General features: G+C 65.7%; 13 protein-coding genes. 6 read left to right on the forward strand and 7 right to left on the reverse strand.

The window, feature by feature from the left end; all coding sequences use genetic code 11:
- Positions 1-19 precede the first annotated feature (19 nt).
- The 4 genes from OVY29_RS05710 to OVY29_RS05725 all read left to right on the forward strand — a co-directional run bounded on the left by OVY29_RS05710 (position 20) and on the right by OVY29_RS05725 (position 3,754).
- Positions 20-631, forward strand: a complete 612-nt coding sequence (locus OVY29_RS05710; RefSeq protein ID WP_052182529.1) for a phosphatase PAP2 family protein — start codon at positions 20-22, stop codon at positions 629-631.
- A 9-nt stretch (positions 632-640) separates the two neighbouring features.
- Complete coding sequence (locus tag OVY29_RS05715; protein ID WP_037558025.1) at positions 641-1,561, forward strand: aminotransferase class IV; 921 nt, start codon at positions 641-643, stop codon at positions 1,559-1,561.
- 74 nt (positions 1,562-1,635) lie between these two features.
- Positions 1,636-2,349 (forward strand): hypothetical protein, encoded by a 714-nt coding sequence (locus OVY29_RS05720; protein WP_037558027.1) that lies wholly within the window; start codon positions 1,636-1,638, stop codon positions 2,347-2,349.
- Positions 2,350-2,419: 70 nt separating this feature from the next.
- Positions 2,420-3,754, forward strand: a complete 1,335-nt coding sequence (locus OVY29_RS05725) for a metal-dependent hydrolase family protein (RefSeq protein ID WP_037558029.1) — start codon at positions 2,420-2,422, stop codon at positions 3,752-3,754.
- 3 nt (positions 3,755-3,757) lie between these two features.
- Here OVY29_RS05725 and OVY29_RS05730 read toward each other — a convergent pair whose 3' ends face one another.
- Positions 3,758-4,537, reverse strand: a complete 780-nt coding sequence (locus OVY29_RS05730; RefSeq protein ID WP_037558032.1) for a tyrosine-protein phosphatase — start codon at positions 4,535-4,537, stop codon at positions 3,758-3,760.
- A 2-nt stretch (positions 4,538-4,539) separates the two neighbouring features.
- The gene (locus OVY29_RS05735) at positions 4,540-5,343 is read right to left on the reverse strand and encodes a crotonase/enoyl-CoA hydratase family protein (RefSeq protein WP_037558033.1); all 804 of its coding nucleotides are present in this window, start codon (positions 5,341-5,343) and stop codon (positions 4,540-4,542) included.
- Between the two features lie 51 nt (positions 5,344-5,394).
- Here OVY29_RS05735 and OVY29_RS05740 point away from each other — a divergent pair, with 51 nt between their 5' ends.
- Positions 5,395-6,534 carry an acyl-CoA dehydrogenase family protein gene (locus tag OVY29_RS05740; protein ID WP_313911106.1) on the forward strand — a complete coding sequence of 380 codons (1,140 nt, stop codon included), beginning with the start codon at positions 5,395-5,397 and terminating at the stop codon, positions 6,532-6,534.
- The gene (locus OVY29_RS05745) at positions 6,531-7,250 is read left to right on the forward strand and encodes an acyl-CoA dehydrogenase family protein (RefSeq protein WP_313911107.1); all 720 of its coding nucleotides are present in this window, start codon (positions 6,531-6,533) and stop codon (positions 7,248-7,250) included. Before OVY29_RS05740 ends, OVY29_RS05745 begins: the two co-directional genes overlap by 4 nt.
- Positions 7,251-7,253: 3 nt before the next feature.
- On the opposite strand, the gene OVY29_RS05750 is transcribed toward OVY29_RS05745, so the two are convergent.
- From OVY29_RS05750 to OVY29_RS05770, 5 genes are all read right to left on the reverse strand, one after another.
- The gene (locus OVY29_RS05750; RefSeq protein WP_037558037.1) at positions 7,254-8,384 is read right to left on the reverse strand and encodes a CaiB/BaiF CoA transferase family protein; all 1,131 of its coding nucleotides are present in this window, start codon (positions 8,382-8,384) and stop codon (positions 7,254-7,256) included.
- 16 nt (positions 8,385-8,400) lie between these two features.
- On the reverse strand, positions 8,401-9,651 hold the full coding sequence (locus OVY29_RS05755; RefSeq protein WP_037558039.1) for an acetyl-CoA C-acetyltransferase: 1,251 nt from the start codon (positions 9,649-9,651) through the stop codon (positions 8,401-8,403).
- Between the two features lie 66 nt (positions 9,652-9,717).
- On the reverse strand, positions 9,718-10,500 hold the full coding sequence (locus OVY29_RS05760; RefSeq protein WP_037558041.1) for an SDR family NAD(P)-dependent oxidoreductase: 783 nt from the start codon (positions 10,498-10,500) through the stop codon (positions 9,718-9,720).
- Between the two features lie 10 nt (positions 10,501-10,510).
- Positions 10,511-11,716, reverse strand: coding sequence for an acyl-CoA dehydrogenase family protein (locus tag OVY29_RS05765; protein WP_037558043.1), 1,206 nt, complete (start codon positions 11,714-11,716; stop codon positions 10,511-10,513).
- Positions 11,713-12,807, reverse strand: coding sequence for an acyl-CoA dehydrogenase family protein (locus tag OVY29_RS05770; RefSeq protein WP_037558045.1), 1,095 nt, complete (start codon positions 12,805-12,807; stop codon positions 11,713-11,715). The genes OVY29_RS05765 and OVY29_RS05770 overlap by 4 nt, the downstream gene beginning before the upstream one ends.
- Between the last annotated feature and the right edge of the window lie 104 nt (positions 12,808-12,911).

Raw genomic sequence — 12,911 nt, forward strand, 5'->3', positions numbered from 1 at the left:
GGCCAGCAAGCAAAGGCACGTGCCTGCCGCGATTTCGCTGATCATCGCTGTCCTCGCGCTCGGCTTTGCGGTCGGCGCGGGCTGGACGCAGGATGCCGACTGGCAAGTGTCACACCTGCTCTCGCTGCGCATCGACGAAAGCGACCCCGCCTTCATTGCCTTCATGCAAGGCGCAAGCTGGATCGGCGGCGGCACGCCGCGCTGGATCATCGTCATCCTGCTCTGCGCGCTCGTCTGGCACTGGTGCGGGCCGCGCTGCGCGGTGGCGCTCGGCGGCGCGTCGCTGCTTTCGAACCTCGCGTCGAGCTTGCTCAAGCTCGGCTTCGGCCGCGCGCGGCCCGATCTGATCGATCATCTCGACCATCAGACGAGCTTTTCCTACCCGAGCGGCCACGCGACCAGCGCCGCGGTCGTCTATCTGCTCCTCGCCTGGCTCGCCCCGCCGCGCTGGCGCCCCTTTGCCTGGGCGTTCGCCGCGACGATGATCGTCCTCAACGCTTTCTCGCGCATCATGCTCGGCGTCCATTGGGCGAGCGACATCGCAGGCGGCACGATGCTCGGCGGCGCCTTCGCGCTGCTCGGTGCGTGGTGGGCCGGGCTTTCCTCTCGACAGACGGCGATCAACGGCTAACCTTGCGGCATGGCTCAAGGTACCCACGATTTCATTCCCGATCCGCGCAACGACGCGATCCTGATCAACGTCAACGGGACCCTCGTTCCTCGGGCACAGGCAAGCGTATCGGTGTTCGACAGCGGCTTCATGCTCGGCGACGGCGTGTGGGAGGGCATCCGCGTTCACAAAGGATGCATGGCGTTTCTCGACCAGCATCTGGACCGGCTATGGGAAGGCGCAAAGGCGATCGCGATGGATATCGGGATCACGCGCGACGCGCTCGAACGGCGCCTTTACGACACGATCGACGCGAACGGCATGGACTATTGCCATATCCGCCTGATGGTGACGCGCGGCATCCGTTCGACGCCCTATCAGGACCCGCGCGTTGTCGTCTCGCCCGCGACGATCGTAATCATCGCCGAGCACAAGGATCCGCTCCCCGCGACGGTCGAGAAGGGGCTGTCGCTTTTCACCGTCCATGTCCGGCGCGGCGACCCCGCAGTACAGGACCCCAAGCTCAATTCGCATTCGAAGCTCAATTGCATCACCGCGTGCATCCAGGCGGCACAGGCCGGCGCCGACGAGGCGCTGATGCTCGACCCGCACGGTTTCGTCGCGACGTGCAATTCGACGCATTTTTTCATCGTGCGCGGGGGCGAGGTATGGACGTCGAGCGGCGATTATTGCCTTGGCGGCATCACGCGCGGCAATGTCATCCGCATCTGCCGCGAAAACGGCATTCCGGTCTATGAGAAGAATTTCTCGCTCACCGACGTCTATGGCGCCGATGAGGCGTTCGTTACCGGCACCTTCGCCGGCGTCGTGCCCGCGCACACGATCGACGGGCGCAAGCTGACCGAGGGAAGGAGGGCGATGGTCGAACGACTGCAAAGCCTCTACAAGGCGCTGATCGAGCGCGACATTGCCGGGCGGTCGCGGCCGTGACAGACTGCGTGCGTATCGCCCCGAGCGGGGATCCGCTCAGGATCGCCCCGAGCGGGGAACCGCTCAAGATCGCAATGTGGTCCGGGCCGCGCAATCTGTCGACCGCGATGATGCGCAGTTTCGGCAGCCGCGCCGACAGCTTCGTCAGCGACGAGCCCTTTTATGGCGCATATCTCAAGGAAACCGGCGATCCGCAGCCGATGATGGACGCGGTCATGGCGTCGATGGACTGCGACTGGGGCGGCGTTGCGCGCAGCATGGCGGGCACCTGTCCGACCGGCGCGAAGCTCTGGTACCAGAAGCATATGGCGCACCACATGGTCGGCCCGATCGCCTACGACGATCTTCCCGGCCTGCGCCACGCCTTCCTGATCCGCGACCCCGCGCGCGTGATCGCGAGCTATGCGGCAAAGCGCGTTGCGGTGCGCCCCGATCATCTCGGCACCGCGAAGCAGGTCGAATTTTTCGACCGCGAGGCCGACCGGCTGGGCCACGCGCCGCCGGTGATCGACAGCGCCGACATATTGCGCGATCCGTCCGCGATGCTGCAGAAGCTGTGCGCAGCGCTCGGCATCGCATGGGACCCCGCGATGCTGCGCTGGAAGGCCGGAATCCACGATACGGATGGCGTCTGGGCCTCGCACTGGTACGATGCCGTCGCGTCAAGTACGGGCTTCGGTCCGCCCGACAAGCCGCAACCTGAACTGACGGCGGAGGGGCGGGCGGTCGCCGATGCCTGCCGTCCCGGTTACGACTATCTGGCACGGCATAAAATCACCGCCGCGTGAAAATTCTGCTGTCCTATTAAGTCCCGTTTTGCCATCCATTTTGCGGGCACTGAAAAGGGGCGGGAAAAACATGCAATCGCGAGTAAAGTTCGGCAGTTTTCTGCGGGGAATCATCTTTGTCTCGACGGCGCTGGCCGGAGCCGCTGCGCTCCCGGTGCAGGCGCAAGATAGTGCCGGCCAGATCGTCATCACCGCCGCGCGTTACGTCGACGTGCTGACCGGCAAAACGGTCGACAATCCCGCGATCTTCGTCGGCGCCGACGGCCGCATCACGAACATCGCCGATGCGCGCACCGTGCGCTGGGGATCGAACGTCAAACATGTCGACCTTGGCGACAGAACGCTGCTGCCGGGCCTGATCGACATGCACGTCCATCTCGACGGCCCCGCCGACATCGGCGGCTATCGCGGGCTCGAATTCACCGACAGCTTCTGGGGCATGACCGCGGTCAAGAATGCGAACGACATGCTCGGCGCGGGCTTTACGACCGTGCGCAACCTTGGGTCGAGCGACCGCAACGATATCGGGCTCAAGCAGGCGATCGACGCGGGCTATGCCACCGGCCCGCGCATCGTGCCCGCGGGCTATGCACTGGGCGCCACCGGCGGCCATTGCGACAGCACCTTTCTGCCGCCAAGCCTCGAAAGGGAGGACGGCAAAGAAGAGGGCATCGGCGATACGCCCGACGAACTGCGCTATCAGGTCCGCCGCCAGCGCAAATATGGCGCCGAGGTGATCAAGGTGTGCGCGACCGGCGGGGTCTTTTCGCGCAACACCGAACCGGGGCAGTTGCAGGTTTCCGAAAAGGAGCTCGCCGCGATCGCCGACGAGGCGCATCAATGGGGCCTGCGCGTCGCCGCGCACGCGCATGGCGCCGAAGGCATCCGCGCCGCGATCGCCGCGGGGATCGACACGATCGAGCATGTCAGCCTGGTCGACGACGAGGGCATCCGCATGGCTACCCAGCGCAAGCGGCCGGTGTGGTTCTCGATGGATATCTACAACACCGAATATACCCAGGCCGAAGGCGCGAAGAACGGCGTGCTCGAGGATAATCTGCGCAAGGACCGCGAGATTGCGCAGATCCAGCGCGACAATTTCCGCAAGGCGGTGAAAGCCGGGGTGCGCATGGTGTTCGGCTCCGACGCCGGGGTGATGCCGCACGGCGAGGTCGGCAAGCAGTTCCGCGTCATGGTCGAATATGGGATGACCCCGATGCAGGCGATCCAGGCCGCGACGAAGAACGCCGCCGAGGCGCTCGGCCGCGAGCAGGACGTCGGCGCGATCGCGGTCGGCCGCTATGCCGACATCGTCGGGGTCGACGGCGACCCGCTGACCGACGTACGTCAGCTCGAAAGCGTCGATGCGGTGGTGAAGGGCGGGGTGCTGGTGAGGGGCGAATAGCCCCTAGACCACCAGCCGGTCGAGCATCGCCTCGCGCATCTCGGGCGTGAAGTTCAGCACCGCCTCGGCATAGGTCGGGATATCGCCATGGTCGCGGCGCACCGTGGCGAGCGCGGCGTCGAGATAGGAGGGATTGACCGACATCAGCGCGCGGATCGCATCGTCGTGAATCTCGGCGCCGTAACGCGATCGGATATGCGCCGCGCCCTGCGCGATGCGTTCCTCGATCTTGCCCGCGGTGTTGGTGAGCAGATAATCGTGCATCAGATCGTCCTCATGGACGCCGAGCAGCCGGTGGACGATCGCGACGGCGAACCCCGTGCGATCCTTGCCCGCGACGCAATGGACGAGGCTGGGCGCATCATATTCGGACAGCGCGGCGAGATAGAGCCGCAGCGTCGCGACGAGCGCGGGGCGGTAGGGCATGCCGGCATAGGTATCGATCATCCGGTCGCGCGCCGTCGCGACGTCGATCGTCCCGCCCGCCGCCTGCAGATGCGGCGCGAGCCCCGCAGTCACACCGCCCGCGAACAGCACGCGCGCCGAGAAATTGTCCGACCGCCGGCACGGATGCAGCTCGCGCTCGTCGTCGCCGCGAAGATCGACGACCGTTTCGAGCCCCAGCGCGTCGAGCGCGGTCAGATCCTCGTCGGTCGCCGCCTCATGGTGCGCCGATCGCCACAGCATCCCATCGCGCAGCCGCCCGTTGCCATCGACGGCATAGCCGCCATAGTCGCGGAAATTGTGGATGCCGGACAGCGGCAGGACACGCTCGGCGAGCATGGTCATTCTCCTGTAAACATAGGGGGACGCTTTTCGACGAACGCATTGATCGCCTCGCGGTTATCCGCGGTTTCGTGGACGATCGCCTGATAGGCTGCGCTCAACTCCAAAATATCGTTCATCCGGCTGTGCTGCGCCTCGCGCAACAAACGCTTCGTCAGGCGCAGCGCGCGGGGCGGGTTGCAGACGATCCGCTCGGCGATGGCGATCGCCCGGTCGAGCAGCTCCGCATCGGGCACGACGTCCGTCACCAGACCATATTCCTTTGCCTGCGCGGCGTCAAAGCGGTCGCCGGTCAGGAACAGCTCGGCGGCGCGCGGGTAGCCGAGTATCTTCTGGAGCAGCCAGGCGCCGCCGTCGCCCGGGACGATCCCGACCTTGATGAAACTGCACGCGAATTTGGCACTCTCGGCCGCGATGCGAATGTCGCAGGTGCAGGCGAGGTCGGCGCCGAGCCCGATCGCATGACCGTTGACCGCCGCGATCATCGGCACCTCGCAGTCCATCAGCGCACGGATCACCGCCTGCACGCCCTTGCGATAATTGGCGCGGGTGGAATCGGGCTGGTCGAGCACGCCGATGCCGGTGCGGTCCTGCATGCCTTTGAGGTTCCCGCCGGCGCTGAACGCCTTGCCGCTACCGGTCAGGATGATCGCGCTGACGCTGCGGTCTTCGCCAAGGTCGCGCAGCGTGTCGATAATGTCCTGGCAGTCCTCGTGCGTGCCGATCGCATTCATGCTTCCGGGCTTGATCATCGTCAGGATCGCGATCTTGCCCCGCCGCTCGACACTCAAAAATTCGCCCATCTTCAATTATCCTTTGCTGCCTAACCAAAGCTATTGCATGGCTGGTGCGACATGCAAGGCTTTGCGCTCTATCCGTTCGATCCGCCTAGCGACATTGCCGCACTGCGCACCGATTTGCGGGCCTGGCTTGCGGTGAACCAGCTGCAGGGCGATCTGGTGGCGCGGGCGAATTGCTGGGTGAGTTTCGACGCCGGTTTCAGCCGCGCGCTCGGTGCCGCGGGCTATGTCGGGATGACGCTGCCGGCGCGCTATGGCGGCGGCGACCGCCATCCGCTCGAACGTTATGTCGTGATCGAGGAATTGCTGGCGGCGGGCGCCCCCGTTGGCGCGCACTGGATCGCCGACCGTCAGACCGGCCCGCTGATCCTGCGTTACGGCAGCGAAGAGCAGCGCGAGCGCTATCTGCCGGGCATCGCGAAAGGCGAGCTCTACGCCTGCATCGGCCTGTCCGAACCCGGCGCGGGGTCCGACCTCGCAGCGGTGCGGACCACGGCGCGCGAGACCGCCGAAGGCTGGCGCATCAACGGCCAGAAGATCTGGACCACCGGCGCACATTTCTCGCACATCATGCTCGCGCTCGTGCGGACCGAAGAGGGCAGCGAACGCAACGCGGGGCTTAGCCAGCTGCTGATCGACCTCGCCACCCCCGGCATCACGATCCGACCGATCATCGACATGGCGGGCCACCATGATTTCAACGAAGTGTTCTTCGACGATGTGCTCGTCCCCCACGGCGCCCTCGTCGGCGAGCGCGGGCAGGGGTGGCAACAGGTCACCGCCGAACTCGGGCTCGAACGTTCGGGGCCCGAGCGTTATCTGTCGAGCCATGCGCTGCTCGTCGCATTGATCGACGCGGCGGGCGCCGACCCCGATCCGGCGGTCGCGACATTGATCGGCGAACTCACCGCCGAAATGTGGACGCTGCGCCAGCTGTCGATGTCGACCGCAGCGAAGCTCGCGGCGGGCGAGGATCCGATGGTCGAGGCGTCGGTGGTCAAGGAACTGGGCAATGCGTTCGAACAGGATATGCCGCGCCGCGTGCAGGCGATCGTGACAAGCGGCTGGGATGATCCCGATGACCTCGCAAAACTGCTCCGCGCGCTGCTTATCGCTTCGCCGAGTTTCTCGCTGCGCGGCGGAACGCGCGAAGTGATCCGCGGGATCATTGCACGCGGATTGGGCCTGCGATGAGCGCCGCGCGCGACATGCTGTGCGATACGGCAAGCGCCGTATTCACCGAAGCGGCGAGCGTGGGCATCGGGCCGGTCGAGGATGCGGGCTTTGGCCTGCTGCTCGTTCCCGAGGCCGACGGCGGGTTCGGCGGCGACTGGGGCGACGTGAACGCGGTGCTGTGGATTGCGGGTCATAGCGTGCCCGACCTACCCGTCGCGGCGCTGATCCTGTCGGGATTGGGCGATGTCGATCCTGCCCTGCACGCCGCCGCGACGGTCAGCCTGATGGCTGGCGCGATGGGGCAGGCGCTCACCCTGTCGATCGACCATGTCAACACGCGCCAGCAGTTCGGCCGCCCGCTCGGCAAATTCCAGGCCGTGCAGCAATCGCTTGCCGTGATGGCATGTGAGGTGCGCGCGGTCGAGGCCGCGGCGGCGGCGCTGGCGGCGCGGCTCGACGCGACGGGGGGCGATGCGTTGGCCGCGGGCTTCGAGATCGCAGCGGCGAAACTGCGCGCCAATCGGGCGGTCGGAGTTGTGACGTCGGTAGCGCATCAGGTGCATGGTGCGATCGGTTTTACCGAGGAATATGACCTCCATCGTGTCACCGTCCCGCTAATGCGCTGGCGCGGTACGCACGGTAACGACGCGCATTGGGCGCAAATCCTCGGCCGTCAGGTCGCCGGTTTCGGCGGGCGCGGTCTCTGGAAAGCGATGACCGCGCGCGACGCCTGAACCCTAACGGACCGCGCCGTCGTCTCGGAGCGCCGCTATCTCATCGGCGTCATAGCCAAGCCCTGCCAGAACCGCATCGCCATCGCCGCCGACCGCAGGCGCCGGGCGCGGCGTATCGTTGACCGTCGCCGAATAGCGCGGGGCGGGGGCAGGCTGGATCGCGCCGCCGACGGTCAGGAAGGTCTCGCGTTCGACATTATGTGGATGCTGCGGGGCTTCGGTCAGCGACAGGATCGGCGCGAAGCAGACGTCGGTCATTTCCATGATCGCGCACCATTCATCGCGCGTCTTCGTCCGGAACAGCGCGGTCAGCTTTTCCTTGAGCGGCCCCCATTTCGACGGGTCGAGTTGCGCATCGAAATCAGGGTCATCGGCGAGCCCGGTTTTTTCGCGGAGCAGCGCATAGAATTGCGGCTCGATCGAGCCGATCGAGATATATTTGCCGTCGGCGCAGACATAGGAGTCATAGAAATGCGCCGCGCCGTCGAGCATGTTGACGCCCGCTTCGTCCTTGAGCCGCCCGGCGGCGAGAAAGCCCCAGGTCATGCCCGCGAGCAGCGCCGATCCGTCGGTCATCGCGCAGTCGATCACCTGACCTTCGCCAGTGCGCGCCGCGTGGACGAGCGCGCTCGACATGCCGAAGGCGAGCATCATGCCGCCGCCGCCGAAGTCGCCGACATAGTTGACGGGCGGGACGGGCTTTTCGCCTGCGCGGCCGATGCCGTGAAGCACACCCGACAGCGAGATATAGTTGATGTCGTGCCCCGCCGCCTGCGCATAGGGGCCGAACTGGCCCCAGCCGGTCATGCGCCCGTAGACGAGCTTCGGATTGTCGGCGAGCAGCACCTCGGGCCCGAGTCCGAGCCGCTCCATCACGCCCGGGCGATAGCCCTCGATAATCCCGTCGGCGCTCTTGCAAAGTTCGCGCGCGATCCGCACCGCCTCCGGGTTCTTCATGTCGAGCGCGATCGACGTGCGGTTGCGGCTCAGCGGATCGCGTGGATCCATGAAACCGCCGGGGCGATCGATGCGGATGACCTCGGCGCCATGGTCGGCGAGCATCATGCCGCAGAAGGGACCGGGACCAATGCCGGCAAATTCGATGATCCTGATGCCCTTCAGCGGCCCGGCCATGATGCTCTCCTGTTCCTCAGATACGTTCGATGATGATCGCGGGCGCCATGCCGCCGGCGGCGCACATGGTGACGAGACCATAGCGGCCGCCCGAGCGTTCGAGTTCGTCGAGCGCGGTGCCGATCAGGATCGAGCCCGTTGCGCCGATCGGGTGCCCGAGCGCCATCGCGCCGCCGTTGATGTTCACCTTCTCACGGTCGAGATCGAGGTCGCGGATGAACTTCTCGGCGACGACCGCGAAGGCCTCGTTGATTTCCCAGACGTCGATATCGTCCTTGGTCAGCCCGGCCTTTTCCAGCACTTTCTTCGCCGCCGGGACGGGGGCGTTGAGCATCAACGTCGGATCGTCGCCGATATTGGCATAGGCGACGACGCGTGCGCGCGGTTTCAGGCCGTTCTTCTCGGCATAGTCCTTCGACGTCAGCAGGATCGCCGCGGCGCCGTCGACGACGCCCGACGAATTGCCCGCATGGTGGAAATGCTGGATTTCGAGATCGGGATAGCGGCGGTTGATCTGTTTCCGGAAGGTGAAACCGCCGCCCATGTCGAAATCGGCGAGGCCGGCGAAGCTCGGCTTCAGCGCGGCGAGGCCTTCGGCGGTCGTTTCGGGGCGCGGAAACTCCTCGCGGTCGAGCGCGACGCTGCCGTCGGGATTGTACACAGGGACAACCGACTTGGCGAAGCGGCCTTCCTTGATCGCGCGATCGGCGCGCTGCTGGCTGACGAGCGCGAGCGCGTCGAGCGCCTCGCGGCTGATGCCTTCGATCGTCGCGATCGCGTCGCCGCACACACCCTGATGCGATTGCGGGTGGATTTCGTCGAGCGCTTCATGACCCGACCCCATCAAACGCGGGGGCAGGCCCGCATTTGCCTGTTCCGCCGCATAGGCGGTCGTGTAGCTCATCATCTCGGTCCCGCCCGCGATGACGCAATCTTCCATACCGCTCATCACGCTGGCAGCGGCGAAGTTCACCGAGCTGATGCCGCCGCCGCAAAAACGATCGAGCGTCGTGCCGCTGGCCTTCGTGTCATAGCCGGCCGACAGCGCCGCCATGCGCCCGAGGTCGCCGCCCTGCTTGCCGTTCTGGCTCGACGTCGACCAGACGATGTCGTCGACCGTCGCGGTGTCGAGATTGTTGCGGTCGCGGATCGCGGCGAGCACGGTCGCGGCGAGATGCTGCGGATGGAGGTGCGAGAGAGCGCCCTTGCCCGGCTTGCCGACCCCGCGGGGTGTACGAACGGCGTCGATGATATAGGCCTCGGCCATGATGGTATCCTTTCGTGGAGAGCTTTGAAGATCGTCGGTCGATTGAAAAGCGCGTTGATGGGGAGTTTAGCGGGGGGCCATGCGGATTGCGCCGTCGAGGCGGACGGCTTGGCCGTTGAAATAGGTGTTGCGGACCATCTCCATCGCGAGGCTCGCATATTCCTCGGCCTTGCCGAGACGTTTGGGGAAGGGGACCGAGGCCTCGAGGCTCTCCTTTACCTTCGGGTTCATATTGTTGAGGAGCGGCGTGCCGAATACGCCCGGCATGATCGAATTGACGCGGATACCGAGATCCATCAGGTCGCGCGCCATCGGCAGGACGAGGCCGTTCACGCCGGCCTTTGCCGAGCCATAGATGACCTGGCCGATCTGCCCGTCCTGCGCCGCGACCGAGGCGGTCAGCACGATCGCGCCGCGCTCGCCGTCTTCCATTTCGGGGAGTGTCGCCATGCCTTCGGCGGCGATCGACGCAACGCGATAGCTCGCGGTCAAAATGCCTTCGACACCGAAGGCATAATCGGCGGTCGGCGTCCGGCGATAACCGCCGCTTTCCTTGTCGTACGCGAGCGTCTTGCCGCGGCGCGAGGTCATCGCGCAATGGACGCACACGCGTTCCTGCCCATGCGCTGCGCGCGCTTTCGCATAGCCGTCGAGGACCGATTGTTCGTCGGTAATGTCGACATGCACGAACAGCCCGCCGATCGACGCCGCGACCTCTTCGCCAAGCGCGTCATTGATGTCGAAGATCGCGACCTTCACCCCCGAGGCTGCGAGAGCCTCGGCGGTTGCGCGGCCGAGGCCCGACGCGCCGCCGGTGATCACGGCCGATAAGCTGGAATCGATTTTCATGGGGGGCTCCTCAGGCGGGAATCTGGTTGAAGGGGACGCCCTTGTCGGGGCGATGGTCCTGCGGCAGACCGAGGATGCGCTCGGCGATGGTATTGAGCAAGGTTTCGTCGGATCCGCCCGCGATGCGGCCTGTCGGCGCATTGATCCAGCTCGACGCCCAATCGTCCTTGGGCGAGGCATGTTCGTCGAACGCGAAGGCATCGGTGCCCTGAAGGTCGAGCGCGAGTTCGGAGAGCTTCTGGCGCGAGCGCACCGCGACGAGCTTGTTGAGCGAGCCTTCGGGGCCCGGGGTCATGCCCGCCTGCATCATCAGCCGGGCGCGCCGGTTGATCGAATCGAGCCCGGCGCGCATCGCATGGTTGCGCGCGATCTGCTGACGGATACGACCGTCCTCGATCGCGGGGCGGCCGTTCAACCGCACCTCTTTGGCAAGCTCGACGAAGAGGTCGAGGTGCGGCCCGAAACCCGCGCTGTCGGTCGCGACATAGCGCTCGATCATCAAGGTCGCGATCGCGACCGCGAAGCCGCCGCCGACCGGCGACATGCGATGGTCGTCGCTGACCTTCACATCGTCGAAGAACACCTCGTTGACGTGACTGTCACCGCCCGCGAGCTTGATCGGGCGCACGGTGACGCCGGGCGCCTTCATGTCGACCCAGAAATAGGTGAGGCCTTTGTGCTTCGCGACCGTGGGATCGGTGCGCACGACGATAACACCATAATCGCTATATTGCGCCCAGCTCGTCCAAACCTTCTGTCCGTTGATCTTCCAGCCGTTGCCGTCGGTCTCGGCACGCGTGCGCAGGCCGGCAAGGTCGGTGCCGCCCGAGGGCTCCGAAAAGAGCTGGCACCAGATTTCTTCGCCCTTGAGCGCCTTGAGCACGCGTTCCTTGACGAACTCGCGGTCGCTGCCGAACTGCATCAGCACGGGGACGGGCATGCCGAGCGAGATGCCGAAATAGACGTTGGGGAAGCCATGCTTCATCTCCTCGCCCTCGAAGGTGATTTTCTCGATATGGCCGAGGCCCTGACCACCGAGGTCGGTCGGCCAGTTGATCCCGGCGTAACCGGCGTCGAACTTCGCCTTCTGGTAACGGCGGCCGAGCGCGAGATCCTCCTCGACGCTCAACCATTTGCGCGCCGCCTTGCCGAAGGTCGGCACCATCGATTCGCACCAGGCTGCCGCCTGGGTGCGATATGCTTCGAGATCGGTCATGCGTGTGCTCCTGCCAACCGGTCGACGAGTATATCTTCCCAGAAGAAGCTGCTCCCCTGCTCGAGCGCGAGCGTGCGTGCGCGGCGCATGTGGAGATGCAATCCGATCTCCCACGTTACGCCGATCCCGCCGTGGATCTGCACGCAATCACGCGCCGCGGTGTCATAGGCCTCGGTCGCCGACAGGCGCGCGGCGGCGGCGGCCGGGATGAAATCATTCTGTCCCTCGCGCGCCGCGGCATGGATGGCGTTTGCGCGCGCGAGTTCGACGAGGCCGTAAAGCTCGGCGATGCGGTGCTTGATCGACTGGAAGGCGCCGATCGGCTGGCCGAAGGCTTTGCGGGTTAGCGCATAGTCGCGCGCGATCTCCATCAGCGCTTCGGCCCCGCCGGTCTGTTCGTGCGCGGTCACGACCGCTTGCAGCGCAAGAATATGGAGCGCGGCCGCGCGCGCAGCGTCGCCGGTGACGAGCGCTTCGCCCGGAGCCCCGGCGAACAGAAGGTCGGCGATGCAGCGGCTGTTATCGAAGCTGTCGACGGCCTTGCGTTCGATGCCGGCGAGATCGACGATCGCCAGCGCGGGTGTTCCGCCCTCTTGCGCGAAAACGATGGCGACATCGGCGAACAGTCCGCCCGATACGCCCGGAGCGGTTCCTGCAACCTGACCCGCTTTCGATGTCACGGGCGGGACAGCGGGCAGGGCATCCGGCCCCGAAACAAAGGCGATGGCACCGATCGTCTCGCCGCTCGCGAGGCCCGGAAGCCAGCGCGCCCTCTGCTCGTCGCTACCGTAAAGCTCGATCGCCTTGGCCGCCCCGAAGCTCGACGTCAGGAACGGCGCGCCGCTGAGCGACCGCCCCGCCTGATGCGCGATCAGCCCCAGCTCGACGAGGCCGAGGTCAAGGCCACCATAGGCCTCGGGGAGCGCGAGCGCGGTCCAGCCCTGTTCCTTCGCCGTCGTCCAGAAACCATCATGATATTGGCCGCTGGTCTGGAGAAGCGGGAGTAGCTCGTCCTTGTTCACCCGCGCTTCGAGCGCGCGCCGCGATTCGGTTGCGATCGCCTGTTGCCCTTCGTCGTACAAGATCGACATTGGCTCGATTCCTCTACCCTATGTTTTCGGTCATCATCCGGACGTTAACGTAAACGTCAAGTGTTTTGACGCTACGGCCGCTCGCCGGTCAACTGACGGCCGTG

It is taken from the genome of Sphingopyxis sp. SE2 (assembly GCF_032227185.1).
In the GTDB taxonomy this organism is placed as follows: domain Bacteria; phylum Pseudomonadota; class Alphaproteobacteria; order Sphingomonadales; family Sphingomonadaceae; genus Sphingopyxis.